The following is a 25,671-nucleotide window of genomic DNA, read 5'->3' as shown; positions in this document are numbered from 1 at the left end:
ACGGTAGCCGTCAGGCAGGACGCACATGCTTCGCGATCGTGGCCGCGGTGTGCGGGCGCAGCTCGTGGAACACGTGCCGGCGGCCCGTGAGCGTGCGCACGGTGAGGCTCACATGGCGGCGCCGGCGGCGCTCCTGCACGATCGCGACGTCACGGAACGGGAGCGAGCGCACGCGCGCGACCACCGCGTCGTCGAGTAGCCACAGCAGCCGCCGCTCTGTCACGGCGAGGATCGTGCGCGGGCTCGCCGACATCGAGGCGGGCGTGACCACGAGCACCTCCTCGCCCTCGGTCAGCGACTGCAGCAGCTCATAGCCGAGCGCGCGCCGCATCCACTGCGGCAGCCAGCCGCCGAGCCCGCCGCGCCGTGTGCCCTCCGGCTCGGGTGCCGTCGCGCCCGCCGGGTCGCGGGCGTCGCCGGCGCGCAGGACGTCGTAGGCGACGTTGATCTCCGCCATCCGGCGCGTGCCCTCCTCGCCTGCGCCTCGGTCGGGATGCCATTGCTTTGCGAGCTGCTTGTAGGCGGCGGCGACCTCCTGCTCCGTCGAGCCCGGCCGCACGCCGAGCACGGCGTAGGGATCCACCCTGTCATTGTGCCGAGCGCAGATGCGAGTGCTCGCCCTCGCCGACCGGCCGTCGCACGCGGAGGTCTCCACGCTGGCGCGCCAGCACGACGTGGAGGCGATCGTCACGCTGGGTGACCTGCAGCCGAGCTGGCTGGAGACGCTCGACCGCATCGCGCTCCCCAAGCTCGGCGTCTACGGCAACCACGACGACGAGCCGTACATGACCTGGTTCGGGATCGACGACCTGCACCTGAACCGGATCCAGCTCGACGGCGGCCCGTCGTTCGCGGGCTTCGAGGGCTGCGTCACCTACCGCTGGTCCTCCCCGGGCCGGCGCGTCGGCCCGTCGTACACGCAGCAGCAGGCGTCCAAGCTGGCGCGCAGGCTGCCGGCCGCCGACGTGCTCGTGTGCCACTGCCCGCCGCGCGGCGTCAACGACGATCCGGACGACGTCGCGCACATCGGCTTCGACGCGCTGCGCGAGTACGTCTGGAGGCAGCGCCCGCGCTGGCTCCTGCACGGCCACACGCACCCGCAGCCGGGCCGGATCGTCGACCACATCGGCGACACCGAGGTCTTCTACGTCAACGGGGCGCGCGTGATCGACCTGAAGTAGGCCGGCCGGAGGGGCGGGGAACCGCACCCTGCGCCCGCCTGTTGCCTTCACCGTCGCCGGTGCCGCGCGCTGCCACATTGTGCGTCGTGCACCCCGCGATGACCGCCGCCAGCCTCACCGGACTGCTGGCCTTCGCGCTCTTCGTGCTCGCGACGTTCGTGCTCTGGGGTCAGCTGCTCGGCGTGGCCGCCGCCGTCGCCGGGCTCGTGATGGTCTGCGCCACAGGCGCGCTGGTCTGCCGCTCAACGCGCTAGCGCGCCGACGACCTCCTGCCACCACGCTCGTTCGCCGGGCGTCTTCGCGGTCGAGAGGCGGCGGCGGGCGAACGCCTGCAGCTCGCTCGAGGGGCCGATCGCCAGCAGGGGGCCCGACACGGCGTAGCGCCCGTCGTCGAGCGCGACGAGCGCCCCCGGCTCGTCGCGCCGGGTGCGCAGTTGCTCGACGACGTCCTGGTTGAGCACCTTCCGGGGGCGCTGCGGATCGCCGTCGGCCTGCAGCCAGGGCCGGATCGTCGTGACCGAGGGGCGGCTTCGCGGGCGCGGGCGCCTGCGCTCCGGGCCGACGATCGGGCCCGAGCGCCAGCGCTGCATCAGCGCGCGGAACTCGAGCGCCACCTCCTGGCGCACGAGCACGTGGAGCTGGTCGCCCGCCTGCACGACGGTCGAGCCGCGCGGCGGGATCGCGCGGTCGCCGCGCACGATGATGTTCAGCAGCGCTTCGCGCGGGAGGCCCAGCTCGCGCACCGGGCGGCCCTCGATCGCGTCGCCCGGCCGGATCGGGAACTGGATCGTCTCGGCCCCGAGCCGGTTGAGCAGCACCGGCTCGACCAGCGGCTCGGGGATCGCCGCCTCGTCGCTGGTCACGCGGAGCATCCGCGCGACCGGCTCGATGCTCAGCCCCTGGATCACGGTCGAGAGCAGCACGACGAAGAACGCGACGTTGAAGATCGTCGTCCCGCCGTCGATCCCCGCCGTCACGGGGAACGTCGCGAACACGATCGGCGTCGCGCCGCGCAGCCCCGCCCACCCGAGCAGCAGCCGCTCGGGGGCGGTGAAGCCGTGCGCCACCGCGAGCGCGGCGAGCGGGCGCGCGAGCACGGCGGTCGCGATCGCGATCGCCGTGCCCTCGGGGATGATGTCGACCAGCTCGTGCGGGAAGACCAGCAGGCCGAGCATGAGGAACAGCGCGAGCTGCGCGACCCACGCGATGCCCTCGTGGAACGTCACGATCGTGCGCCGCGCCGGCGTCGAGACGCTGCCGACCACCAGACCGGCGAGGAACGCGGCGAGGAAGCCGGAGCCGTGCAGCGACTGGGCGCCGCCGAACGCGAGCCCGGCCAGCGCGATCGAGGCGACGGGATACAGACCGGCCGACGGGAGCGTGACGCGGCGCAGGATCCAGACGCCCAGGAGGCCGGCCGCGAGCCCGGCGCCGGCGCCGATCGCGAGCTCGCGCGCCGCCAGCCAGAGCGCGTCGAGCAGGCCGAAGTCCGCGTGCTCGATCGCCTCGATGCACCCGAGCACGAGCAGCACCGCGACGGGGTCGTTGACGCCCGATTCGCCCTCCAGCGTGCGCGCCAGCTTGCGCCGCAGCGTCGAGCCGCGCAGCACCGCGAACACCGCCGCGGCGTCGGTCGCGGCGACCGTGGAGCCCGCGAGCAGGGCGTGCAGTGCGTCGAGGTCGAGCAGCCAGGCGGCGACCAGCGCGGTCAGCGCCGCCGTGATCAGCGTGCCCAGCGTCGCGAGCGCGATCGAGACGCCGATCACCGGCCTGATCTCGCTCCAGCCGCTGGAGAGCCCGCCCTCGTAGAGGATCAGCGCGAGCGCGACGACGGCGGCGTCCTGGGCGGCGCCGAAGTCGCCGAAGTCGATCCAGCCGGTCCCGTCGGTACCGATCGCCATCCCGAGGACGAGCACCAGGACGAGGCCGGGTAGGCGCAACCGCCCGGCGAGCAGCGACGCGGCGATCCCCGCCGCGAGCAGGGCGCCCACACCGAGCGCGACGTGGCCCACTTCCAAGCCGAAAGCCTGGCAGATTAGGGTGCCGTGAGGAGCTCGCGCCCCTCCACTCCAGCCTTGTTGACGGCGGGATTCGCGGGCGCGACGGACACGCGCTCGGACGCCAGCGGCACGAGCAGCTCCGCGGCCTCCGCGATCCCCACGTCGCGGCTCAGCCACGCCGCCTCGGCGTCCGGATCCGGAAGGATCACCGGCATCCGGTCGTGCACCGGCGCGGCGATCTCGTTCGCGGTCGTCGTGACGATCGCGACGCCGGTGCCGTCGTAGAGGCCGGCGAACGCGAACGGCGCCCCGCCGTCGACCGTGTAGCGGAACGGAATCCGCGCGCCGCCCTTGGCCTCCTGCTTGAGCCACTCGTACCAGCCGTCGGCGAGGACCAGCACGCGCCCGCCGGCCATCCGCCACTTGAAGCGCGTGGTCGCGGTCTCGGCGCGCACGTTGATCGGCGCGAACCTGGAGTTGCGGAACGGGCGCAGGCCCCATGGGACCGCGGCGGGCCGTCCGGGCTCCAGCACCGCCGCCACGGTCTCGGTCGGGCACACGTTGCAGCGGCCCAGTGTCTCCTGCGCCGGCGGCTCGATCAGCCCGAAGCGCTGCGCCAGGTCAGGACCGTCGACGGTCGAGAGCGTGTACCGGCCGCACACCTAGGCGATTGCTCCGCTTGGCCGTGCCATTGCCGACCGTGCGCTCGACCCCGTCCGCCCTCTCATGCGGTCTGCTCCTGTACCAGCCCGAGCTGCTCGATCGCCTGCTCGCGCAGCTTGAACTTCATCACCTTGCCGGTCACCGTCATCGGGAACTCGCTCACGCATTGAACGTAGCGGGGCACCTTGTAGTGGGCGATCCTGCCGCGGCAGTACTCCGCCACCGCCTCGTGGCCGAGCTCGGCGCCGCCGCGCGTCACGATCCACGCCATCAACTCCTCGCCGTAGCGCGCGTCGGGCACGCCGATCACCTGCACGTCGGCGACGTCCGGGTGGCCCATCAGGAACTCCTCGATCTCGCGCGGGTAGACGTTCTCCCCGCCGCGGATGACCATGTCCTTGATCCGGCCGACGATGTTCACGTAGCCGTCGGCGTCCATCACCGCCAGGTCGCCCGTGTGCATCCAGCGCGCCTGGTCGATCGCCTCGCGCGTGCGCTCCTCGTCGTCCCAGTACCCGAGCATGACGCTGTAGCCGCGGGTGCACAGCTCGCCGGGGGTGCCGCGCTCGACGATCCCGCCGGTCTCCGGCGAGACGATCTTCGTCTCCAGGTGCGGGCTCGTGCGACCGACGGTGCCGACGCGCTGCTCCATCGTGTCCTCGGCGCCCGTCTGCGTCGACACGGGCGAGGTCTCGGTCATGCCGTAGCAGATGGTCACCTCGTCCATGTGCATCTGCGAGACGACGCGGCGCATGGTCTCGATCGGGCACGGCGAGCCGGCCATGATCCCGGTGCGCAGGCTCGAGAGGTCGTAGTCGCCGAAGCGGGGGTGCTCGAGCTCCGCGATGAACATCGTGGGGACGCCGTAGAGGCTCGTGCAGCGCTCGTCCTGCACCGCGCGCAGCGTCGCCTCGGGATCGAACGCCGGCGCGGGGATCACCATGCACGCGCCGTGCGAGGTGCAGGCGAGGTTGCCCATGACCATGCCGAAGCAGTGGTAGTAGGGCACGGGGATGCAGACGCGGTCCTGCTCGGTGTAACCGCAGCCCTCGCCGACGAAGAAGCCGTTGTTGAGGATGTTGTGGTGGCTGAGCGTCGCGCCCTTCGGGAATCCGGTGGTGCCGCTCGTGTACTGGATGTTGATCGGGTCGTCGAACTGCGTCGCGGCCTGACGGTCCGCGATCTCGGCGGCGTCCACGCGCTCGCCCTCGGCCATGAAGCCGTCCCAGTCGCGGCCGATGAAGACGACCCGCTCGAGGCGCGGCAGGCTCGGGCGCACCTCGCCGACCATCGCGACGTAGTCGGAGGCCTTGAACGCCGTCGCGGCGACGAGCATGCGGCACCCCGACTGGCGCAGCGCGTACTCGAGCTCGGACGTCCGGTACGCCGGATTGATGTTGACCAGGATGATCCCGAGCTTCGCCGTCGCGTACTGGACGAGCACCCACTCGGCGCAGTTCGGGCTCCAGATGCCGACGCGATCGCCGGCCCGCAGGTCCGCGGCTATCAAGCTGCGCGCTGCGCGATCCACCGCCTCCCCCAGCTCCGCATAGCTGTAGCGCTCGCTCTGCTGCACGGACACGAGCGCCTCGCGGTCGCCCCAGCGGGCGATCGTGCGGTCCAGGTTGTCGCCGATCGTGTCTCCGAGCAGCGGGGTCCTGGACGTTCCCGATGCGTATGACGGCTCCATGACGGGAGACTATCCGGCTACGGCGGGGTCCGGGCGCATCCAGACGGTCTGCTGCGGGAACGGGATCTCGATCCCCTCGGCGTCGAACGCGCGCTTGATGCGCTCGCGCAGCTCGCGGGCGACGACCCACTGGCGCGACGGGCGCGTCTTGACCACCAGCCGCAGCGTCACGGCGTGCTGGCCGAGCGACTCGACGCCCCACAGATCGGGCTCTTCGAGGATGTCGGTGCCCTCGTTCCAGAGCTCGTCGGCGACGCGCTTGATCACCGTCCGGGCGTGGGAGAGGTCGGTGTCGTAGGCGACATCGACGTCCAGCAGCGCGCGCGACCAGTGCTGGCTCATGTTGCCGACGCGGCGGATCTCCCCGTTGGGCACGTGCCAGACCGTGCCGTCGACGCTCCGCAGCCGCGTCGTGCGCAGGCTGACGGCCTCCACCGTGCCGGAGATCCCGGGCTCGAGGTCGACGATGTCGCCGACGCCGAACTGGTCCTCGACGAGGATGAAGAAGCCCGACAGGAAGTCCTTGACCAGCGACTGCGAGCCGAAGCCGATCGCGACGCCGAGGATGCCGGCGCCCGCCAGCAGCGGCGCGAGGTCGAAGCCGAGCTCGCCCAGGACGAGCAGTCCGGCGACGAGCCAGACGACGAAGGACACGATGCTGCGCAGCACGCTCGCGAGCGCCTCGATGCGCTGCGTGGCGCGGATCGAGATCTCCTCGGTCTCCAGCAGCGCATCGGGCGTCCGGCGGCGGACGGCGCTCAAGCGCTCGCGCACGCCTCCGGAGTGCAGGCCGCGCAGCATGCGCTTGATCGCCCGGCGGGCCACGCGGCTGACGACGATCGCCATCACGACGATCACGACGATCGCGAGCGGGCTGCCGAGCAGGAACTCGACGACCTTGTCCGTGTCCACGTTCACGGCGGGAGCGGTCACCTCCAGGGTGGGTAGGGCTGGCCACACGGAAAGACACCAGATAGCCGTGCGGCGGCGGGGACGCCGGGGCGCCAGGCTATCGGGTGTGATTCGCGTCTTCTCTTCCCTGAGCGAGTTCCGCGCCGACGATCCGCGCCGCGAGGGCGACGATCAGCTCGAGCTCGGGCGCTGGTGGCTCGCCGTCGACGGCGAGAGCTACGCGGCCGCATGGGCGCCCGGCACCGGCGAGCTCTACCTCGTCAGCCACGAGACCGGCCGCGTGCGGATCCTCGGCGAGCCGATGGATCGCCGCGAGGTCGTCCTGCGCATGGACGGCTGGCGCGGCGTCGTCGGGCGGCGGGCCAGCGTCGAGTGGCTGCTGGCTCAGTTTCCCCGCGGCGTCAAGCGCGCGACGGGCGGCGGGATCGGATCCAAGGGCTGGAGCGTCTGCCCCACCAGCTTGAAGCGCACCTTCGCGCGCCCCGCGCTCGTGTCGTAGGCGAGCGTCACGCTCGTCTTCGAGCTCTTCGAGACCCGCACCTTGGTCGACGGCGACGTCGAGTCCTTGCCGACGAACGTCTGCCGGTCGAAGAAGAACGCGTAGCTGCCGCCCCCGGCATCCCCGACCGGACGGCCGATCAGCACGCGCAGCCTCGCCTTGAAGTCATAGTCGCGCAGGCGCAGCGTCGTGTAGCCCTGACTGCGGACCTGGGCGACCGCGGCCTTTCGCTGCGCGAGCTGCGCCTTGGTGGGGCCCTTCGGCTTGGCCTTCTTCTTCTTGGGCTTCGGGGTCGCCGTGGCCTTCGGCGTGAGCGCCGATGCCGTCCCCGGCCCGTCCTTGTCGCCGCCGTCCGGGGCGATCATCAGCGCCGACGCGACGGCGGTGCCGAGCAGCGCGGCCGTCGCCAGCAGCGCGGCGGCGCGCGCCGCCCAGCGCGACGCTCCCCGGCGGTGGTGCGGCAGCCGCCGGCGATCGCGCTCGGCCTTCACCCTCCGCGCTTCAGAGTCCATCCCGACGCGATCGTCCACGAACTGGACCGCCGCGTCAATGGGGACTGAGCCCTAACCAAAGAACGTCTGCTGCAGGAGGAAGGCGTTGAGGCAGATGATCAGCGTCGCGACGATGCTCGCCAGGACGGTCGTCGCGCGGCGGTTCACCAGCGCGCCCATGACGTCCTTGCGGCGCGTCAGCAGCACCATCGGGACCAGCGCGAAGGGAATCCCGAACGAGAGCACGACCTGACTGACGACCAGCGTGTCGGACGCGTTGAGGCCGATGCCGAGGACGACCAGCGACGGCGCCATCGTCACCGCGCGGCGCAGGAAGAGCGGGATGCGGCGGTCGATGAAGCCCTGCATGACCACCTGGCCGGCGAACGTGCCGACGCTCGAGCTCGAGAGGCCGGACGCGAGCAGCGCGACCGCGAAGGCCAGCGCGGCGCCGCCGCTGAGCAGGCGCTCGAAGCCGGCGTGCGCGCCCTCGATCGAGTCCACGCCGGTCAGGCCCGACGTGTGGAACAGCGACGCCGCCACCAGCAGCATCGACAGATTGATGACACCCGCCAGGCCCATCGCGAGCACGACGTCCAGGCGCTGGAAGCGCAGCAGCTCGCGCCGCTCCTCGATCGACTCCGCCGGGATGCGGCGCGATGTCAGCGCGGAATGCAGGTAGACGACGTGCGGCATCACAGTCGCGCCGAGGATCCCGACCGCGAGCATCACGCTGTCGGTGCCGCTGAAGTGCGGGATCAGGCCCGCCGCCGCCGCGCCGGTGTCGACGTGGACGTGCAGCAGGTCGTACATGAAGCCGAGGAAGACGATCCCGAGGAAGCCGGCGATCGCGAGCTCGAACTTGCGCGCTCCGCGCGACTGCAGTGCCAGGATCGCGAACGCGACGACCGCGGTCATCAGGCCCGCGACGAACGGCGGGACGCCGAACAGCAGGTTCAGCGCGATCGCGGCGCCGACGAACTCCGCGAGGTCGGTCGCGATCGCGATCGCCTCGGCCTGGAGCCAGAGGCCGAACGTCACGGGCTTGCGGAAGTGCTCGCGGCACAGCTCCGGCAGGTTCTTGCCCGTCGCGATGCCGGTCTTCGCCGACAGGTACTGCACGAGCATCGCCATCAGGTTCGCCGCGACGATGACCCACAGCAGCATGTAGCCGTACTTGGCGCCGCCGGCGATGTTGGTGGCGAAGTTGCCCGGGTCGATGTACGCGACGGACGCGACGAACGCCGGCCCGAGCATCGCGATCACGCCGCGGACGCGACCGCGTGCCCGTGTCCGGCGCAACGGCGAAGGGAGCGGCAGCGTGGCCGCCTCGGCGGAGACCGGAGGCGTCACAGCCGGACCCTCATCGCGCCGGCGAGCGTCCCGCCGAGGACGTGCGTGGTACCGCGGAAGGTCACGAACAGCGGGCCGCCGAACGGCTGCTTGTCCGCCACCTCGACCGTGTCGCCCGGCGCGATGCCGCGCTCGGAGAGGTAGCGCAGCATCTCCGGGTCGGCGTCCGACACGCGCACGAAGGTCCCGCGCGCGCCGGGCTCGAGCGAGGCGAGCGACGTCGTCTCCTCCTCGGGCAGCTCGAGGTCGGCGCTCGGGATCGGGTCGCCGTGCGGGTCGTGCGTCGGGTCGCCGAGCTTGGCGGCGATCAGCGCCTCGAGATCGTCGGACAGGACGTGCTCGAGCACCTCCGCCTCGTCGTGCACGCGATCCCACGGCACGCCGAGGGACTCGGAGAGGTAGAGCTCCAGCAGGCGGTGGCGGCGCAGGACCTCCAGTGCCACCTTGGTGCCGGCGGACGTCAGCCGGACGCCCCGATAGGGCACGTGCGTGACGAGCCCGTGCTCGTCGAGCTTGCGCACCATGCCCGAGGCCGAGGCCGGGGTGACGCCGAGGCGCCCGGCGAGCGCGGTCGTCGCCACGGCGCCGTCCGCGCGCTGCTGGAGCGCGAAGATCGCCTTGGCGTAATCCTCGACTGCGGCGGAGAACTCTGTTTCTCGGGCTGCCACGCATGAGATTATGGCATGGCTAAACCGAGGCTTCAAGGCTACCCTCGGCTCTATGCGCCGTGCCGTGATCGTGCTCTCGGTGATCGGGGTCGGGATCGCCGGCTACCTCACGTGGGTCCACTACGGGCACCTGTCCGTCGTCTGCCTCTCCGGCGGCGGCGGCTGCGAGAAAGTCCAGAGCTCGGACTACGCGGAGCTGGCGGGCATCCCGGTCGCACTGCTGGGACTGCTCGGCTACGTGGGAATCCTGGGCAGCACGCTGCTCCTGCCGGCCGATGAGGGCAAGCTCGCGAGTGCGTTCCTCGCGCTGGTCGGCTTCGGCTTCTCGATGTACCTGACGTGGGCGGAGCTGTTCCGCATCCACGCGATCTGCCAGTGGTGCGTCGCCAGCGCGACGATCATGACCGCGCTGATGGTGCTGACGCTCGTCCGGCTGCTGCACTACGAGGCGCCGCGCACGAGCGCGAGTCCCGAGAGCGCGACGGCGCATAGCGCGACCGACGCGCCGGCGGCGATCTCCAACCGGTAGGAGACGATCAGGCCGGCCGCGCCGGCGGCGGCCGCCAGGGCCGCCGCGGTGGCAAGGGCGGCGGGAAGCCGCTTGGTGAGCGCGAGCGCGGCGGTCGCAGGCGCGAGGATCAGCGCGATCAGCAGGAGGTTCCCGAGCCCCTGGACGGCCGCGACGGTCGTGATCGCGAGCACGACCAGCAGCCCCAGGTCGGCCCTCGGCGCGCTGACCCCGAGGGCGTGGGCGGAGCCGCGGTCGAACGCGGTGACGGCGAGGCTGCGGTAGGTCGCCGCGAGGGCGGCGATGACGGCCGCCGCGAGCGCCGCCGCGGCGATCAGGTCGGCGTTGGTGATGCCGAGCAGGTCGCCGAACAGGATCTCCCCGAGCCGCGGCGGCGTCTCGGGCGAGAGCGCCAGCATCCCGCCGAGGCCGAACAGGCCGGAGACGACGACCGCCACCCCGACGTCTCCCTCGGCGCGCCGGTCGCGCGCCACGAGCGCGATCCCGGCCGCGGCGGCGAGCACGCCGCCGGCGGCGCCGAAGATCAGCGGCACGCCGACCAGCGCCGCGACGACGAGGCCCGGCAGCATCGCGTGCGAGAGCGACTCGGCGGCGTACGCGCGCCGCAGCAGGAGGATCCAGACGCCGAGCGGGCCGCACGCCGCGCCGAGCACGAGCGCCTCCAGCAGCGCCCGCTGCATGATGCCCGTGGAGAACGGGGCGGTCAGCCAGCCCACGCGATCACCTCGACGCGCGCCGCCATCAGTGCGCGTGGTCGTGGTGCACGACCGTCACGGCGTCCTGCGCCCCGTCCAGGACCACCAGCTCGGCGCCGTAGGTCGCGCGCAGGACCTCGGTCGTCAGGACCTCGGCCGGCGCGCCGAACCCGACCTGCCGGTGGTTGACGCACAGCACGCGCGGCCAGGCGCGGGCCTGGGCGACGTCGTGGGTGGCGACCAGCAGCGCGCGCCCCTCGGATCGCAGCTCGCCGAAGACCGCCTCGATGCGGGCGGCGCTGGCGTGGTCGACGCCCGAGAGCGGCTCGTCGAGCAGCATCACCGGCGAGTCCTGCACGAGCGCGCGGGCGATCAGGACGCGCTGGCGCTGGCCGCCGGAGAGCGCGCCGAAGCGCTCATGCGCGCGGTCGGCGAGCCCGACGCGGCCGAGCGCCTCCTCCGCGCGCCGGCGGTCGTCGCGCGAGACGCGCCGGTACCACGGCGTCCGCCCGTACGCGCCCATCAGCGCGACGTCGAGCGCGCTGACCGGGAAGTCCAGCCGCGCCCGCTCGGTCTGCGGCACGTATGCCGGCCGCTCGGCCACGCGCACCTCGCCGGTCCGGTACGGGAGCTCGCCGAGCAGCGCCCGGAAGAGCGACGTCTTGCCGCCGCCGTTGGGGCCGAGCACGCCGGCGATCTCCCCCGCCCGGACCTCGAACGCGAGGCCGCCGAGCACGTCCTGGGCACGCGCATAGCCGCCGCGGAGATCGCGCGCGGAGACGAGCGCCGCGGGGAAGCGCGCGGGCGCGTCGGCGCTCATGCGATCGCCGCCTCTCGCCGCGTCGCCACCGCGACCGCCGCGTACGCCAGCGCGCCGATCACCGCGAGCGCCGGGCCGGCACCCACGTCGACGGCGTCGGCGAGCCAGATCGCCGCGAGCCCCTCGACGGCCGCGAGCCCCGTCGTCGCGAGCTGCTGGGTCCGCAGCGGCGGCTCCAGCAGGCGCACCGTCGCGGCCGGGACGATCAGGACGACGGTGACGAGCAGGGCGCCGACCGCGTCGAGCGAGACGACGACCGCGATCGCCACCGCGACCAGCAGCATCCGGTCGGCGAGCGCCGTCCTGACGCCCGCGGCCCGCGCGCCGTCCTCGTCGAACCCGCCCGCCAGCCACGCCCGCCCCGCCGCGGCGTCGAACGCGACCGCGGCGACCGCGGCCACCGCCGTGAGCCAGAGGTCGAGCGGCTTGAGCGCGATCAGGCTGCCGAACAGCAGGCGGTCGACGCCGGCGCCGGAGTGGTAGACGTCGGACGCCAGCACGACGCCGATCGCCAGCGCCGCGACCAGCAGCAGCCCGGTCGCCGCGTCGGCGTCCATCCGGCGCGTGCGCGACAGGCGCTCGAGCGCACCGCCGAACCCGAGCGCGCACGCCAGGGCGGCGAGCTGCGCCGGGATCCCCCACGGGCCCGCGACCACCAGGCCGGGGAACGTGGCCGTCCCGATCGCGTGCGTGTAGAACGGCAGCCGCCGCAGGACGATCCACGTCCCCAGCACGCCCGCGAGCACCGCGAGCAGCAGGATCTCCACGAGCCCGCGCTGGATGTATGGGGCGGCCAGGTCAGGCATCGAGGTGGCAGCTCACCGCGCCGCTCGTGAAGCCGTCGGCGAGCGCGCGCGTGTTGGCCTCGATCGAGCCGATGTACGTCGCGCCCGAAGAGCGGGGCGGACCAAGCGAGTCGGCCCACAACGCGGCGCCGAGCCGCGCGCCGGTCTGGCGGGCGATCGCCTCCTCGACCTTCGGGTTGACCGAGCTCTCCGCGAAGATCGTGCGAACCCCGGTGCGCCGGATCGTGCCGACGAGCTTGGCGACGTCGCCGGCCGAGGGCTGCGCCGCGGTCGTCAGGGCCGGGATGACCGCGCCGACGACCCGGATCCCGTACCGGCGCGCGTAGTAGCCGAGCGCGTCGTGGCTGGTGACGAGCAGCCGCTCGCCGGCCGGAACGCGCGCCATGCACGCGCGGACCTCCGCGTCCAGCCTGCGCAGCCGCCCGAGATAGCGCGCCGCGTTCGCGCGGTAGACGGCGGCGCCCGCCCCGTCCGCACGGATCAGCGCGTCGCGGATCGCGACCACGCCCTTCTCCACGCGCGACGGATCCTGCCACCAGTGGGGATCGCCGCCCTCGAACCCGCCCGCGCGCCCCGCCTCGACGACGTCCGACGCGTCGACGCCGGCCGCCGAGAGGGCGTCGCCGAGCCACGCGTCGGCCTCGCCGCCCGAGCTCACGACGAGATCGGCGTGCAGCAGCGCCTTGACGTCCCCCGGCCGCACCTCGTACTCGTGCGGATCCGTGTTCGGGGACAGCACCTGGTGCACCGAGGCGCGCGTGCCCACGACGGTGCGGGCGAAGTCCGCCACCTGCGTCGTCGTGGCGACGATCCGCAGGGCCTCCGGGCCCGCGGCCTCGCGATCGCCGCCGCACGCCGCGACGGCGGCGGTCAGCACGGCGAAGGCGAGCGGGCGCAGCATCGGCGGCATCTTACTGAAAATCATTATCGTTCTCATCCCACGCGGTAAACTGGCCGCATGGAGTGGAGCGAGCACGCCCGCCGCGAGCTCAATCGCGCCGGGCACCGCACCGGCGGGGCGCGCGACGCGGTCGTCGAGCTCCTCGCGGGGCAGGACTGCTGCCTCAGCGCGCAGGACATCCACGACCGGCTCCGCGGCGGCGAGCGCGCCGTCGGCCTCGCCAGCGTCTACCGCGCGCTCGAGGTGCTCACGCAGCTCGGGCTCACCCGCCGCGTCGACGTCGGCGGCACCGCCGCCTACGAGCCGGCGAGCCCCGGCGGCGAGCACCACCATCACGCGATCTGCGACCGCTGCGGCAAGCTCGACGCCTTCGAGGACGAGCAGCTGGAGGCGCTGATCGACGGCGTCGCCGAGCGGCTCGGCTACGCGATCGGCGAGCACGAGATCGTCCTGCGCGGCGCCTGCCCGGACTGCGCCGGCGAGCGCTCGATCCACGTCGAACGCTGATCGCAGGATCCATTTCAGTTCCCCGCACCGGCCCTTTTCGACCGATGCTGTGTTCCGGACGCTGATGGCTGGACGGAACCTCACGCGCCGCGACGCGCTCCGCCTCGGCGCGGGCGCCGTCGCAGTGAGCGCGCTTCGCGTCTCCCCCGCGCGCGCCGCGGCGCCGCCGCTCTTCGAGCTCCCACTGCCCGACCGCGGCGCCCACGCCTCGAGCGCCTGGCACACGACCGCGGTGCTGCGCGCCCCGCGCCGCTTCGACCTCGTCGGCCTCACATGGGCCGGCGGCGCCTCGATCCAGGGCCAGGTCCGCGCCCGCAGGCGCAGCGGGCGCTGGACCGCCTGGCTCCCGCTGCCGCGCCTCGACGGCCACGCCCCTGACGGCGGCGCCGCGCCCGCCGGCACCGATCCGGCCTTCACCGGCGCCGCCGACGAGCTCCAGTTCCGCCTGCGCGGCTCCGCGAGCCGGCTCACGGCGAAGCTCGTCCACGCGCTCGGCGAGGCGCCGCGCGTACGGCCGCACGCGCAGGCCGCCCAGGTCGGCCAGCCGCCGGTGATCCCGCGCGCCTCGTGGGGCGCCGACGCCGTTCCGCCGCGCGCCGCGCCGGAGTACGGCGTCGTGGAGGCCGCGTTCGTCCACCACACGGTCGGCACGAACGACTACGCGCCCTCCGACAGCGCCGCCATCGTGCTCGGCATCGCGCGCTACCACCGCGACACCAACGGCTGGAACGACATCGGCTACAACTTCCTCGTCGACAAGTACGGCCAGATCTTCGAGGGCCGCGCGGGCGGGATCGAGGCGGCCGTCGTCGGCGCCCAGGCGCAGGGGTACAACGCGCAGTCGACGGGCATCGCCTGCCTCGGCACGTTCTCCGCCGTCACGCAGAGCGAGGCGGGGCTCCAGGCGCTGGCGAAGCTGATCGGCTGGAAGCTCTCGCTCCACGCGGTGCCCGTGACCGGCCAGGTCACGCTGACGTCCGCGGGCGGCCCGTCGAACCGCTACGCATCCGGCACGCCGGTGACCGTCAACCGCATCTGCGGGCACCGCGACGGCGACAGCACGTCCTGCCCGGGCGACGTCCTCTACGGCCAGCTCGCCGACCTGCGCAGCCGCGCCGCGCGCTTCGCCGGCCCGGTCTCCGGGATCGTCGTGCGCGCCGCCTCACGCCAGCACGGCACGACGCCCGTGAGCCTCAACGGCGTCCTGCACTTCGCCGACGGCTCGTCGCCCTCCGGCGCGCCGCTGAGCGTCGAGTTCACCGCCGTCGGCTCGGCCTGGACGCAGGTCGCGACCACGATCTGCGGCCCCGACGGCACGTGGGCGGCCAACCCCGTGCTGCCGTCCAGCGGCAAGGTCCGCGCGGTCTTCGCCGGCGACGGCTCGCGCCCGAAGGTCGAGTCGGGCGCGATCACCGTCCAGGTCGTGCCGAAGATGAGCCTGAGCGTCGACAAGCGCCGCGCCCGTGCCGGCAGCACGTTCGCCGTCAGCGGCACGATGTCGCCCGCGCAGGCGCGCGTCACCTGCCTGCTCGAGCGCCAGGTCGGCCGCCGCTGGGCGACGGTGCAGCGCAAGCGCGTCCCGGTCCGCAACGGCGCCTACGCGACGTCGGTGCGCCCGTCCAAGGCCGGGCTCTACCGCGTCTCGATCATGGCGGACGGCGTGACTCGCAGGAAGACGCTGCGCGCTACTCGCGCCTGAGCCAGCCGGCGAGCTTGTCCGCGGCGTCGCCGGCCTTGTCGCCCACCTTGCTCACGCCCTCCCCGAACTCGCGGAAGATGCCGCGGAAGCGCTCGGCGTAGAACTCGCTCGCCGAGCCGGCCTCCTCGCGCGGGTCGACGGGCTCGCTGCGCTTGCGGTACTCGCCGCTCATGATCCGGTCGTAGTCGCCCGAGCGGACCCACTTCTGGATCTCGGACACGCGCCGGACCGGGTACTGATGCGTCTGGAGCAGCTCCGACCGGAAGCGGCTGAACTTGTCCCACCCGGGCTCCAGCTCCACGTACTCGGCCGCCTGCGCGACGAACGCGTCGAGGCTCAGCCGGCGCGAGGCGGTGCCGCCGGCGAGCACCATCAGCGTCTGGCACGTCGTCATCGGGCTGCGGTTCACGAGCGTCGCGGCGCGGTCGCACGTCAGCTCCGCCGCCCGGTACCACTCGAGCAGCGCGAGCTGGACGGCGAGCAGCGGGAGGCCGGCGAAGAACGGCAGCCGCATCAGCGCCCGCGCGCCGAAGGCCGTCAGGATCGCCAGCGCCGTCGAGTACAGGACGTGGTCGGAGAGGATGTGGCCGGCCTCGTGCCCGAGCACGGTCCGCAGCTCCAGGTCGTCCAGCGTCGAGACGGTCGAGGACTGCAGGAGCACGATGGGTCGCTGCGAGCCGATCGCGCTCGCGTTGATGAACGGGCCCTGGCCGAGGTAGAGCTCGGGGACCTCCTGGATGTCCAGCCGCGCCAGCGCCGCGCGGTGGGAGGCCCAGACCTCGGGCAGCTGCGCGTCGCCGAGCCGGACGTAGTTGCCCAGCAGCTCCTGCCGCAGCGCTCGCTCCCCGCCGTACTCGATCAGCTTGCGCACGACCGTGTCGAGCATCGGGATCGAGTGCAGCGCCGCGGTCGCGGCGCGATCGGCGGGATGCTCGTAGGCCTTCGGCGAGATCTCGATCAGTCGCTGGTCATCGGGCAGCGTGGCGGCGGACATGAAGGCCAAGGTAGTCGGTCAGGGGCGGTCTCTCACCCGAATGACCAGGCGCAGACCGCTCCAGACCTCGTCAATGGCCGCGACCTTGTTGTCCACGAGCGCGTTCGCCAGCGCGAGCTCGCGCACGATGTTCTCGTCGAGGTCGGTCGGCACCTTCGACGCCCGCTTCGGCCACGCGATCCACAGCCCCGCGTTCGGCACCATCGCCGTACGCAGCGCCGGCATCCGCCGCTCGAGGTCGCGCCGCTCGAGATGAAAGCTCACGAGGACGTCCGCCTCGCCGCGCAGCGACCGCACCACCCGCACCGCCTTCGGCAGCTCGCCGAGCGAGAACCCCTCGGGAGCGCCCAGCAGCAGCACGCGGTGCCCCGGCTTGATCCCGAGCTTCTTGGGCAGCGGCGTGCCCGAGTAGCCCGCGGCGGTCATGCGCGCCAGCCTACGGGCGCGCCCCCCCGGCTTCGCCACTGCGCGCGAGGGGTGCACGACGTTCCCGCGCGAACAACGTCGACCTGTCGCGGGGGAGAATCGCCGCCTGGGCGATTCCCCAGCGACGCCGGACCGCAGGGCCAGCCGTCGCCTTGCAGGATCGTCTGCCCCGATAGTGCTGCACGGCGGGTTGCATTCGGGTTGAATGGAACGCGTGAGCAGCGCTTCGGGGTCGCGCGCGGACGTCTTGGACGGACTCGACGTGCGAGCGGCGTTCCAGCCGATCATCGATCTCCGCGACGGATCGGTGATCGGGTACGAGGCGCTGGCGCGCCCGAGCGACGGAACTCCGCCCGAGGAGCTGTTCGCCGCCGCGCGCGAGCAGGGCCGGCTCGCCGAGGTCGACCGCGCGTGCCGCCAGGCCGCGCTGCGCGAGGCCGCCGACGGCGGGCTGCGCGCGCCGTTCGCGCTCTTCCTCAATGCCGACGCGGGCGCGCTCGAGCACGAGGTGCCCGAGCTGCCGCCCGGCCACGCGACGCTGGTGATGGAGATCACCGAGAGCGCGCTGACCGAGCGCCCGGACGCGGTCCTGCGCTCGCTGACCGCGCTGCGCACGCACGGCTGGGGCGTCTCGCTCGACGACATCGGCGCGGACTCGCGCTCGCTGGCGCTGATGCCGCTCCTGTATCCCGACGTGATCAAGCTCGACCTGCGGCTGCTGAGCGAGCGCGCGCCCGCGGACGTCGCCCGCGTCGTGACCGCGGTCGGCTTCGAGGCCGAGCGCCGGCACGCGACCGTGCTCGCCGAGGGCATCGACTCCGACGCGCAGCTGGCGATGGCGCGCGCGGCCGGCGCGACGCTCGGCCAGGGCTTCCTGCTCGGCGAGCCGGGTCCGCTTCCGGACCCGCTGCCCGAGCCGGGGCGGCCGCTTCGGCTCGCGGGGACCGGCGGGGCCCCGGACGGTCCGCTCCCGTACCAGCGCGTGACCAACTGGCGGCGGCCGACGCGTGGCGTGCAGCAGCTGGCGGAGCGCGCCGCGGCGCTGCTGTCCGGGCAGGCCGCCGCGCTCGGCGAGACCGGCATGGTGCTCGCGGCGCCGCCCTCGGACGACGGGACCGCCGCGCGCGCCCGCTACGGCGAGCTGCGCGAGCGGATCGGCTTCGTCGGCGTGCTCGACGACGGGGCGCTCGGCGGGACGTGGACCGAGGTCGCGCTCGGGCCCGGCTACGGCGCCTGCTTCGTGGCCACGCCCGACGGCGGCGACTGGCTGTTCGCGACCTCCTACGACCGCGAGCTGGTCGTCGAGTGCGCGCTGCTGCTCATGGCGCGCTTGCCGCCTGCTCCGCCACGCCGCTGATCACCTTCGACACCTGCGCGCCCTGCCACGCCAGCGGCGAGGCCCCCTCCTCCTCGGTGACGAGCTCCGCGCCCGGGATCGCCTCGGCGTAGCGCTCGCCGATCGCGTAGGGGTGCTCGGGGTCGACCTCGTCGCGGCTGGCGACGACGACGGCGGGCGCGTCGATCCGCTCGAGCTCCTCCCAGCGCTCGAACGGACGCGAGCGCGGGACCGCCCGCAGCGCGTCGGCGAGGGCGTCGGGGTGGTCGTGGGCGGAGAGCCGCTGATGCAGCACGCGGTCGATCGTCTCGCGCCACTTGTCGGGGACCGGCGGCGTGCCGTACGCCTCCACGAAGCCCTCCACCCGGCCCTCGCGCAGGCCCTTCGAGAGCCGGTCCCAGCGATCGAAGCGGTGCTCCTGGTCCTCGTCGGGATCGAACGCGGGCGTGATCACGACGAGCCCGGCGACGCGCTCGGGGTGGGCGAGCGCGAACCGCGTCAGCGTGTGGGCGCCCATCGAGGAGCCGGCCAGGACGGCGCGGTCGACGCCGCGCTGGTCGAGGGTCGCGAGCAGGTCGCCGGCCAGGCGCTCGTAGCCGTAGTCGTCCGGGCTGGGCGCCGGGTCGGAGTGGCCGTGTGCACGGGCGTCGTAGGCGATCACGCGGTGCCCGGAGCGCTGCAGCGCGCTCGAGCCCATCACGACGTAGCGCCGCGTCGCGGTCAGGCCGTGGAGCAGGACGACGACCGGTCCTTCGCCGGACTCCTCGCCCGCGATCCGGATGCCTTCGCTCTCGACTGTGAACTGGTCCGCCATGGCCGGAGACAGAGGGTAGTTATCCTCGGAACGTGCCCGTCGATACCTCTGAAGCCACCTTCCAGCGCGACGTCATCGACCGCTCCTACGAAGTCCCCGTCGTGGTCGACTTCTGGGCCGAGTGGTGCGGGCCCTGCCGCTCGCTCGGGCCGGTGATCGAGAAGGCGGTCGACGCCCGCGAAGGCCAGGTGGAGCTGGTCAAGCTCGACACCGACGCCAACCAGCGGCTCGCCGCCGAATACCGCATCCAGTCGATCCCCGCGGTGAAGGCCTTCAAGGACGGCCGCGTGATCGACGAGTTCGTCGGCGCGCTCCCGCCCGCGGCGGTCGAGCGCTTCCTCGATGGCCTCGCGCCGTCGGAGGCCGAGCGGCTCGTGGAGGCCGGCGGCGAGCAGAACCTGCGCCGCGCGCTCGAGCTGGAGCCGGGCCGCGCCGACGCGACGCTGGAGCTCGCGAAGCTGCTGGCCGACCGCGGCGACCGCGAGGAGGCGCTGTCGGTGCTCGCCAACGTCGCCGGCTCGTTCGCCGCCGAGGGCCTGGCCGCGCGGCTGCGGCTCGAGGCCGACGAGGCGCTGCGCCAGGCGTTCGCCGCGCTGGACGCGGGCGACACCGAGCGGGGGCTGGATCTCCTGATCGAGGCGATCGCCGCCGCGGAACCGGACAAGCGCGAGGACCTGCGCAAGGCGATCGTCGGCGTGCTGGACGAACTCGGCGTCGAGCACCCGCTCGCGCGCGACTCGCGCCGCCGTCTCGCCTCGGCGCTCTACTAGAGCTCCAGCACGAGCTGGCCGACCGGCGCGACGGGCGCCGGCGGCCGGTCGGGCTCGAGGTCGTCGAAGCTCGCGAGCCGGACGCCGAGCAGGCGGACCGCCTGCGCGGGCGCGTACGCGCGCAGCAGCTCCAGCGCGGTCTCCGTCACCAGCTCGGTGTCGTTGGTCGCGCCGTCGACGGTTCGCGCGCGGGTCACCGTGGTCCAGTCGGCGAGGCGGACCTTGATCGCGATCGTGCGCCCCCGGCGGCCCTTCGCCTGCAGGCCCTCGCACAGCTCGCGCGAGAGCCGCCGCAGGACGTCCTCCAGCTCGGCCGGCGAGGCGATGTCGGTGTCGAAGGTCCGCTCGGTCGAGACCGACTTCGCCGCGCCCGACTCCGTCTCGACCGGCGAGTCGTCGTGGAACGTCGCGCGCGCCTTGAGGTAGCGCGCCGTGCGGTCGCCGAAGCGGGCCGCGAGCTGCGCCTCGTCGGCCTCCTGCAGCTGGGCCACCGTCGTGTACCCGAGCTCGGCCAGCCGCTCGGCGGTCTTCGGGCCGATGCCGGGCAGGCGGCGCGTAGGCGCCGGCGCGAAGCGCACGCACGCCTCCTCGCGGCCCATCGCGACGAAGCCGGCGGGCTTGCCGAGGTCCGAGCAGCACTTGGCGACCAGGCGCGACGGCCCGACGCCGACCGAGATCTGGATTCCCGTCTGCGCCTTGACCTCGGCGACCAGCTCGCGCAGCACGCGCAGCGGCTTGGGCACGCCCGTCAGGTCGGCGTACGCCTCGTCGAGCCCCATCCGCTGCACGCGCTCCAGCCGCTCCCCCACCATCCGCCACACGTCGCGCGACTTGTCGCGGTAGGCCGTGAAGTCGGGCGGGATCACGATCGCGTGCGGGCACAGCCGGCGCGCCTGCGAGGCAGGCATCGCGGACCCCACGCCGAACTCGCGCGCCTCATAGGACGCGGTCGTCACGACGCTGCGGGGCCCCGAGCCCGCGACGATCACCGGCTTGCCCTGCAGCTCAGGGCGCCGCAGGAGCTCGACGGTCGCATAGAAGGCGTCGCAGTCGAGATGGGCGATCACGCGCTTCGCGCTCACCCCACGAGGTTAAGCGGCGGCGCGGATCGAACGTGGGTTCGCGCGACGCGCACCGCGGCGCGTGCGCGGCGGACCGCTAGTTCGCCACCTGGATGGCGCCGTGACCGCTGAAGCCGAGCCTCTGCGCGGTCGCGGCCGTGAGGTCGAACTCGCGCCCGTAGACGTAGGGCCCGCGGTCGATCACCCGCACGCGCACGACGCGGCGGCCCTTGCGCAGCGTGATCTTGGTCCCGCACGGCAGCGACTTGTGCGCGACGCCCATGCTCCCGGTCGTGAGCGTCCCGCCGCAGCCGAGCCGGTTCCCGTACAGCCCGGGGCCGTACCAGGACGCGTTCGCGTAGCGGTAGACGTTCAATCGCCCGAGGGACCGGGTCGTACCGTCGCTTAGACGAACGCGGGCGCGGGTGCTCATGGTGCGCCGGACGCGGTCGCGCAACAGGTAGCGGCCCGACGCGCCGGTGCGATCGCGGTCGAGCGTGGCCCAGTGCGAGCCGCGCCTGACCTGCAGCGCGGCGGTGACGGGACCTGGCGCACGGACGCGCCCCGCGACGGTCACCCGGTGCCCGAGCCGTACGTTCATGCGCTTCGCGCTCACGCCGACCTTCGAGGCATGAGCGGGTGTCTGGGCGCCGGCCGAAGCAGCCGTCGCCGTTGTCGCCGTAAGGCACAGCGCGCCCGCACAAGCGGCACGGCGCAGCGTGGATCGCGACATCCGATCCTCCTGTGTGCATCGGTCCCTCTGCCTGCAGTAACGACGACCCCGGCGCGCGCTCTCCGGCGCGCGGATTCAAACCTTCAGGGGTCCCCCGCCCGCGAGCGCCCCTTGCACTCGCGGCTCGGCTTGACCGAAATTTCGAGTCAACGACGCTAGCACAATAAAAAACGGTGCCTAGCGCCGTACGGCGCCACTGGCACTTTCGGGGGGTCCGGAGAGAGGCCTCGGGCGGCGGCGCGAGGCCGCTCAGCCGCGTTTCAGGCGGCGATGCCGAGCGGGTCGGCCGCCACGAACTCGTCGCGTAGCCGCTCCAGGCCGAGCCGGATCCGGCTCTTGGCGGTGCCCAGCGGGATCCGCTCGCGACGGGCGATCTGGTCCGCGCTGAGGCCGCCCCAGTAGGCGAGCACGAGCGCCGCGCGCTGCGTCTCGGGCAGCTTGCGCAGGGCAGCGCGCACGGCGGCCGACTCCGCGCCGCGCTCGGCGAGCAGGCCGGGATCCTCGTCGACGCGCTCCTCCGAGCCGGCCACGACCCGCAGGCGCTCGGACGCCCGCCCGCGCACCTGCCCCTCGCGCCACAGGTCGAGCGCGCGCGAACGCGCCATCAGGCGCAGGAACGAGCCGAGCTCCCCGCGGCGCGCGTCGTACGCGCCGGGCCGCCGCCACACGCGCAGGAACACGTCCTGCACGACGTCCTGCGCCTGACCGGCGTCGCCGAGGATGCGCAACGCCGCGGCGTACACGCCGCGCTGATGCTGGGCATACGCCTCGCGGAACCCCTCCGCCTCTCTTAGCTCGACCGTTGATCGGACCGTCACGGAAACGTTATACACGATGTTGAAGGTTCGTAAACACCACCGTGAAGAGGACAATCGAGGTGATGGCGAATGCCGACCGGCTCAGCGGGCTCGACGCCTCGTTCCTGTCCTTCGAGCGTCAGGGCGCGCACATGCATGTCGGCTCGGTGCTGGTCTTCGAAGGGACACCGCCGGCGTACGACGACCTGGTCGAGCACGTCGAGAGCCGGCTGCACCTGGTCCCGCGCTACCGCCAGCGGCTCGCGTTCCCGCCGTTCGGCGCGGGCCGGCCCGTGTGGGTCGACGACCGCCACTTCAACACCCGCTACCACGTGCGCCACTCGGCGCTGCCGGCGCCCGGCGACGACGACCAGCTGCGCCGGCTCGCGGGCCGGCTGTTCTCGCAGCGGCTGGACCGCGCCAAGCCGCTGTGGGAGCTGTGGCTGGTCGAAGGCGTCGGCGACCGCTTCGCCGTCATCTGCAAGACCCACCACGCGCTCGTCGACGGCATCTCGGGCGTCGACATCGTCACCGTCCTCTTCGACCTCGATCCCGATCCGTCCCCGGGCGACCCGCCACCGCGCTGGACACCGCGACCGGCTCCGGCGCGGGCGGCGCTGTTCGCAGACGCGCTGGTCGAGCGCGTGGAGGCGCCGCTGCAGGTCGCGCGCGAGGTCGTCGCGCATCCCGAGCGCACGGGCCTCGGGGCGGGCCGTGCGGTCGCCGGGCTCGCGGCGCTCGCCGCCGCGGGCGTGGCCGGAGCGCCGCCGAGCCCGCTGAACGTGCGCATCGGCCCGCACCGGCGCTTCGCCTGGGTCGAGACGGAGCTCGCGGTGCTCAAGGCGATCAAGGACGCGCACGGCGGGACGGTCAACGACGCCGTGCTGACGGTCGTCGCGGGCGCGCTGCGGGCGCACCTGTTCCGGCACTGCCGCGACCCCGAGGGGATGGAGCTCAAGGCGATGGTGCCGCTCTCGGTGCGCGCCGACGCCGAGCGCGGCGCCCTCGGCAACCGCGTGGCGGCGATGTACGCGCCGCTTCCGGTCGGCGTCGCCGACCCGTCCGAGCGCTTCCGCTTCGTGCACGCGGCGATGGCGGGGCTCAAGGAGTCCGGCCAGGCGGTCGGCGCGCAGGCGATCACGCGACTCGCGGGCGTCGCGGCGCCGACGGTGCTCGACCAGGCCGCCCGGCTGCAGGCGCGCCAGCGGTTCTTCAACCTGACGGTCACCAACGTGCCGGGGCCGCAGTTCCCGCTCTACGTCCTCGGGCGCCGGCTGAGGGCCTTCTATCCGCAGGTGCCGCTGGTGCTGAACACGGCGCTCGGGATCGCGGTCATGTCGTACGACGGGCGCGTGTTCTTCGGGCTGCTGGGCGACTACGACGCGATGGCGGATCTCGACCTGTTCGCCGGCGATCTCGGGGCGGCGATCGCGGAGCTCGCGCCTGCCACGATCCACGTGTGAGGAAGTCCAAGCAGGCGGTCTACGCGCTCGCCATCTCCGGTCTCGCGATCGCCGCCTGCGCGGTGCTGATCACGATCCTCGCCAACCGCGACTCGAGCGGGGTGACGCACACGTCCGGCCCGGGGACGCTGGAGGCCGACCGCGGCTCGGCCCGCACCGGCACCCCGCACACGCCCGCGTCATCGCCCGGCGATCCGCCGACCAGCGGCTCGCACCGCGCGGAGCCGGTCACGCGCGACGCGACCGAGCTCTCGGACGACCAGCTGCTCGAGGCGCTGCGGCTCGGCAACGTCGTGCTGACGTACGCGACCGCGCAGCCGCCGGCGGCGCTGAAGTCGCTGCAGGCGGACGTCTCCGGCGCGTTCGATCCGTCGCTGGCCCAGGCGGGCCAGGCCGTGATCCTGGATCACCGCCCCGGCTCCACGGGCGTGATCGCGCTCGCGTGGCGGCGGAAGCTGCGCGTCGCCGGCGCGGATGACCCGCAGCTGCGCGCGTTCGCCGACGCCTGGCTCGGCCAGGCTCCCGACTAGCCCGGCTGCGCGACGGTGACGCGCACGAGGGCGCACAGGCGCCCTTCGTCGTCGGTGATGTCGACCTCCCACACGGCGGTCGTGCGGCCCTGGTGCCGGCGGCGCGCGAGCGCGGTGATCGCGCCCTGGGTGATCGGGCGGATGAAGCTCGTCTGGTTGGAGATCGCGTGGGCGCGCTCGCCCGTCGTGAGCCGGTCGGCGAGCGAGGCGAAGACGCCGCCGTGAACCAGGCCGAGCGGCTGCTTGAGCGCGTCTGTGACGGGGAGGCGGGCCTCGACCTCGCCGTCGCCGCGCGACACGATCCGCAGGTCCTCGAGCATGCGCGCGAGGACGATACCGGCGCCGTCGCGCGCCACCTCCACTAGGCTTGTGCGCTCGATGCCGCCGCGTGCCGTCAACGCGTTCGAGCGCCTCGCCCCGGACCAGCGGGCCGCCGTCGAGCTTGTCCTGCGCGGGCGCAGCTACGCGGAGCTCGCCGGGCTGCTCGGGATCCCCGAGGACACCGTGCGCTCGCGCGCCCGCGGCGCGCTCGAGGCGCTCGCGCCGGATCTGCCGCCGCCCGCGCGGGCCGGCGAGATTGCCGACTGGCTGCTGGGCCAGGGCGGCGACGGCGCCGCGCTGCTCGCCGACCGCGCCGCGCGCCGCTGGGCGGAGACGGTCGCGGCACCGCTGCGCGAGCTGCCGGGCGCGCCGGTGCCCGCGCTGCCGGAGGTCTCGTCGCCGGCCCTTACCGCGCCGCTCGCGCCCGCCGCGCCGCCGCCGGACGTCCCTGCTTCGCCCACGCCCGCGGGAGCCTCGCGCCGCGGCGGCGCGATCCTGATCGCCGCCGCGATCGTCGTCGTGGGCGTCGTGCTCGCCTTCATCCTCACCCGCGGCGGCGACGACGGCACGTCAGCCGCCGGAACGCCGGTCCCCTCCGCGACCGCGGTCGCCACCGGAACTCCACAGGCCGCGGCCGGCGACATCGTCCTCCGCGGCCCCGCGGGCTCGAAGGCCGTCGGCCTGATGCGCCTGTTCCGCGCCAACGACAACACGGTCCGGTTCGCGCTCGCCGCGCAGGACGTCGCGCCGAACACCGGCAACGCGACCTACTCGATCTGGTTCGAGAAGAAGGACGGCAGCGCGCTGCGGCTCGGCGTCGCACAGAGCCCGGTCGGCAAGGACAAGACGCTCACCACGGCCGGCCCGCGCAATGCGGACGTGAAGAAGTTCCCGGAGTGGTTCGCCAGCTACGACAGCGTGCTCGTGACCCAGGATTCCTCGCCCGGCGCGAAGAAGCCCGGCAAGGTGATCCTGTCCGGGAATCTGCCGCACGCGTCCGGCTGACATCCTT

The 25,671-nt window shown here is 73.5% G+C and carries 30 protein-coding genes; 11 read left to right on the top strand and 19 right to left on the bottom strand.

The features are described 5' to 3' along the window. Positions 1–10: 10 nt before the first annotated feature. Complete coding sequence (locus H958_RS0108000; protein ID WP_028058273.1) at positions 11–583, bottom strand: J domain-containing protein; 573 nt, start codon at positions 581–583, stop codon at positions 11–13. A gap of 22 nt (positions 584–605) precedes the next feature. Here H958_RS0108000 and H958_RS0107995 point away from each other — a divergent pair, with 22 nt between their 5' ends. Next, entirely contained in the window at positions 606–1,181 is a 576-nt protein-coding gene (locus H958_RS0107995; protein ID WP_081685714.1) for a metallophosphoesterase family protein, read from the top strand. Positions 1,182–1,267: 86 nt separating this feature from the next. Next, positions 1,268–1,435 (top strand): hypothetical protein, encoded by a 168-nt coding sequence (locus tag H958_RS46035; RefSeq protein WP_156027773.1) that lies wholly within the window; start codon positions 1,268–1,270, stop codon positions 1,433–1,435. Here H958_RS46035 and H958_RS0107985 read toward each other — a convergent pair. The 4 genes from H958_RS0107985 to H958_RS0107970 form a co-directional block, all read right to left on the bottom strand. Beyond that, entirely contained in the window at positions 1,424–3,193 is a 1,770-nt protein-coding gene (locus tag H958_RS0107985; protein ID WP_231379213.1) for a potassium/proton antiporter, read from the bottom strand. The genes H958_RS46035 and H958_RS0107985 overlap by 12 nt on opposite strands. Before the next feature lie 23 nt (positions 3,194–3,216). Continuing rightward, positions 3,217–3,843 carry an SOS response-associated peptidase gene (locus H958_RS35895; RefSeq protein ID WP_051323991.1) on the bottom strand — a complete coding sequence of 209 codons (627 nt, stop codon included), beginning with the start codon at positions 3,841–3,843 and terminating at the stop codon, positions 3,217–3,219. 62 nt (positions 3,844–3,905) lie between these two features. Next, entirely contained in the window at positions 3,906–5,534 is a 1,629-nt protein-coding gene (locus H958_RS0107975) for an AMP-binding protein (protein ID WP_028058270.1), read from the bottom strand. Between the two features lie 9 nt (positions 5,535–5,543). Further along, positions 5,544–6,467 carry a mechanosensitive ion channel family protein gene (locus H958_RS0107970; protein WP_156027772.1) on the bottom strand — a complete coding sequence of 308 codons (924 nt, stop codon included), beginning with the start codon at positions 6,465–6,467 and terminating at the stop codon, positions 5,544–5,546. Positions 6,468–6,552: 85 nt separating this feature from the next. Here H958_RS0107970 and H958_RS46030 point away from each other — a divergent pair, with 85 nt between their 5' ends. Continuing rightward, the gene (locus tag H958_RS46030) at positions 6,553–6,945 is read left to right on the top strand and encodes a hypothetical protein (RefSeq protein ID WP_028058268.1); all 393 of its coding nucleotides are present in this window, start codon (positions 6,553–6,555) and stop codon (positions 6,943–6,945) included. On the opposite strand, the gene H958_RS42995 is transcribed toward H958_RS46030, so the two are convergent. From H958_RS42995 to H958_RS0107950, 3 genes are read right to left on the bottom strand one after another with little or no spacing between them, the layout of a single operon-like run. Then, positions 6,831–7,457 carry an LppP/LprE family lipoprotein gene (locus H958_RS42995; protein ID WP_156027771.1) on the bottom strand — a complete coding sequence of 209 codons (627 nt, stop codon included), beginning with the start codon at positions 7,455–7,457 and terminating at the stop codon, positions 6,831–6,833. The two genes, H958_RS46030 and H958_RS42995, sit on opposite strands and share 115 nt — an antisense overlap. Before the next feature lie 51 nt (positions 7,458–7,508). Beyond that, positions 7,509–8,789 (bottom strand): Nramp family divalent metal transporter, encoded by a 1,281-nt coding sequence (locus H958_RS0107955; protein ID WP_028058266.1) that lies wholly within the window; start codon positions 8,787–8,789, stop codon positions 7,509–7,511. After that, positions 8,786–9,457, bottom strand: coding sequence for a metal-dependent transcriptional regulator (locus H958_RS0107950; protein WP_037409712.1), 672 nt, complete (start codon positions 9,455–9,457; stop codon positions 8,786–8,788). The genes H958_RS0107955 and H958_RS0107950 overlap by 4 nt, the downstream gene beginning before the upstream one ends. 52 nt (positions 9,458–9,509) lie before the next feature. Here H958_RS0107950 and H958_RS35885 point away from each other — a divergent pair, with 52 nt between their 5' ends. Further along, positions 9,510–9,986: a vitamin K epoxide reductase family protein gene (locus tag H958_RS35885; protein WP_051323990.1), complete on the top strand. Its 477-nt coding sequence runs from the start codon at positions 9,510–9,512 to the stop codon at positions 9,984–9,986. Here the strand turns inward: H958_RS35885 and H958_RS35880 are convergent. The 4 genes from H958_RS35880 to H958_RS35870 are packed head-to-tail and all read right to left on the bottom strand — an operon-like array spanning position 9,899 to position 13,208. Further along, entirely contained in the window at positions 9,899–10,702 is an 804-nt protein-coding gene (locus H958_RS35880; RefSeq protein ID WP_037409711.1) for a metal ABC transporter permease, read from the bottom strand. The genes H958_RS35885 and H958_RS35880 overlap by 88 nt on opposite strands. 25 nt (positions 10,703–10,727) lie before the next feature. Beyond that, positions 10,728–11,501 carry a metal ABC transporter ATP-binding protein gene (locus tag H958_RS0107935; RefSeq protein WP_028058264.1) on the bottom strand — a complete coding sequence of 258 codons (774 nt, stop codon included), beginning with the start codon at positions 11,499–11,501 and terminating at the stop codon, positions 10,728–10,730. Next, a complete protein-coding gene (locus H958_RS35875; RefSeq protein ID WP_051323989.1) occupies positions 11,498–12,307 on the bottom strand; it encodes a metal ABC transporter permease in 810 nt (269 codons plus the stop codon). Before H958_RS35875 ends, H958_RS0107935 begins: the two co-directional genes overlap by 4 nt. Further along, positions 12,300–13,208 (bottom strand): metal ABC transporter substrate-binding protein, encoded by a 909-nt coding sequence (locus H958_RS35870; protein ID WP_196807272.1) that lies wholly within the window; start codon positions 13,206–13,208, stop codon positions 12,300–12,302. The genes H958_RS35875 and H958_RS35870 overlap by 8 nt, the downstream gene beginning before the upstream one ends. A gap of 57 nt (positions 13,209–13,265) precedes the next feature. Between H958_RS35870 and H958_RS0107920 the strand changes: the two genes are divergently transcribed. Continuing rightward, positions 13,266–13,715, top strand: coding sequence for a Fur family transcriptional regulator (locus H958_RS0107920; RefSeq protein ID WP_028058263.1), 450 nt, complete (start codon positions 13,266–13,268; stop codon positions 13,713–13,715). Between the two features lie 64 nt (positions 13,716–13,779). Continuing rightward, positions 13,780–15,414, top strand: a complete 1,635-nt coding sequence (locus H958_RS42990; RefSeq protein ID WP_156027770.1) for a peptidoglycan recognition protein family protein — start codon at positions 13,780–13,782, stop codon at positions 15,412–15,414. Here the strand turns inward: H958_RS42990 and H958_RS0107910 are convergent. Next, positions 15,401–16,408: a M48 family metallopeptidase gene (locus H958_RS0107910; protein ID WP_037409710.1), complete on the bottom strand. Its 1,008-nt coding sequence runs from the start codon at positions 16,406–16,408 to the stop codon at positions 15,401–15,403. The genes H958_RS42990 and H958_RS0107910 overlap by 14 nt on opposite strands. Positions 16,409–16,426: 18 nt before the next feature. Further along, the gene (locus tag H958_RS0107905; RefSeq protein ID WP_037409708.1) at positions 16,427–16,834 is read right to left on the bottom strand and encodes a hypothetical protein; all 408 of its coding nucleotides are present in this window, start codon (positions 16,832–16,834) and stop codon (positions 16,427–16,429) included. A 214-nt stretch (positions 16,835–17,048) separates the two neighbouring features. Here H958_RS0107905 and H958_RS42985 point away from each other — a divergent pair, with 214 nt between their 5' ends. Next, complete coding sequence (locus H958_RS42985) at positions 17,049–18,191, top strand: EAL domain-containing protein (RefSeq protein WP_196807271.1); 1,143 nt, start codon at positions 17,049–17,051, stop codon at positions 18,189–18,191. Here H958_RS42985 and H958_RS0107895 read toward each other — a convergent pair. Then, positions 18,154–18,984, bottom strand: coding sequence for an alpha/beta fold hydrolase (locus tag H958_RS0107895; RefSeq protein ID WP_028058260.1), 831 nt, complete (start codon positions 18,982–18,984; stop codon positions 18,154–18,156). The genes H958_RS42985 and H958_RS0107895 overlap by 38 nt on opposite strands. Positions 18,985–19,016: 32 nt before the next feature. Between H958_RS0107895 and trxA the strand changes: the two genes are divergently transcribed. Continuing rightward, complete coding sequence (gene trxA / locus H958_RS0107890) at positions 19,017–19,754, top strand: thioredoxin (RefSeq protein ID WP_028058259.1); 738 nt, start codon at positions 19,017–19,019, stop codon at positions 19,752–19,754. Here trxA and dinB read toward each other — a convergent pair. The 3 genes from dinB to H958_RS35845 form a co-directional block, all read right to left on the bottom strand. Then, entirely contained in the window at positions 19,751–20,836 is a 1,086-nt protein-coding gene (gene dinB / locus H958_RS35855) for a DNA polymerase IV (RefSeq protein WP_051323985.1), read from the bottom strand. The genes trxA and dinB overlap by 4 nt on opposite strands. 76 nt (positions 20,837–20,912) lie before the next feature. Then, positions 20,913–21,431, bottom strand: a complete 519-nt coding sequence (locus tag H958_RS42980; protein ID WP_051323984.1) for a septal ring lytic transglycosylase RlpA family protein — start codon at positions 21,429–21,431, stop codon at positions 20,913–20,915. A gap of 377 nt (positions 21,432–21,808) precedes the next feature. Then, positions 21,809–22,366 (bottom strand): sigma-70 family RNA polymerase sigma factor, encoded by a 558-nt coding sequence (locus tag H958_RS35845; protein WP_196807270.1) that lies wholly within the window; start codon positions 22,364–22,366, stop codon positions 21,809–21,811. Positions 22,367–22,407: 41 nt separating this feature from the next. Between H958_RS35845 and H958_RS0107870 the strand changes: the two genes are divergently transcribed. Together H958_RS0107870 and H958_RS0107865 are read left to right on the top strand one after the other, a co-directional pair. Next, positions 22,408–23,808, top strand: coding sequence for a WS/DGAT/MGAT family O-acyltransferase (locus H958_RS0107870; RefSeq protein WP_231379194.1), 1,401 nt, complete (start codon positions 22,408–22,410; stop codon positions 23,806–23,808). Then, on the top strand, positions 23,805–24,338 hold the full coding sequence (locus H958_RS0107865) for a DUF3105 domain-containing protein (protein ID WP_028058257.1): 534 nt from the start codon (positions 23,805–23,807) through the stop codon (positions 24,336–24,338). Before H958_RS0107870 ends, H958_RS0107865 begins: the two co-directional genes overlap by 4 nt. Here H958_RS0107865 and H958_RS0107860 read toward each other — a convergent pair. Continuing rightward, positions 24,335–24,694, bottom strand: coding sequence for a PaaI family thioesterase (locus H958_RS0107860; protein WP_196807269.1), 360 nt, complete (start codon positions 24,692–24,694; stop codon positions 24,335–24,337). The two genes, H958_RS0107865 and H958_RS0107860, sit on opposite strands and share 4 nt — an antisense overlap. Before the next feature lie 22 nt (positions 24,695–24,716). Here H958_RS0107860 and H958_RS0107855 point away from each other — a divergent pair, with 22 nt between their 5' ends. Then, complete coding sequence (locus tag H958_RS0107855; protein WP_196807268.1) at positions 24,717–25,664, top strand: RNA polymerase sigma factor; 948 nt, start codon at positions 24,717–24,719, stop codon at positions 25,662–25,664. Positions 25,665–25,671: the final 7 nt, after the last annotated feature.

Origin of the sequence: Candidatus Solirubrobacter pratensis (genome assembly GCF_000425945.1) — a bacterium.
Classification (GTDB): domain Bacteria; phylum Actinomycetota; class Thermoleophilia; order Solirubrobacterales; family Solirubrobacteraceae; genus Solirubrobacter; species Solirubrobacter pratensis.
The sequence above is the reverse complement of the archived record's forward strand: the minus strand, read 5'-3'. Positions and strand labels throughout refer to the sequence as shown.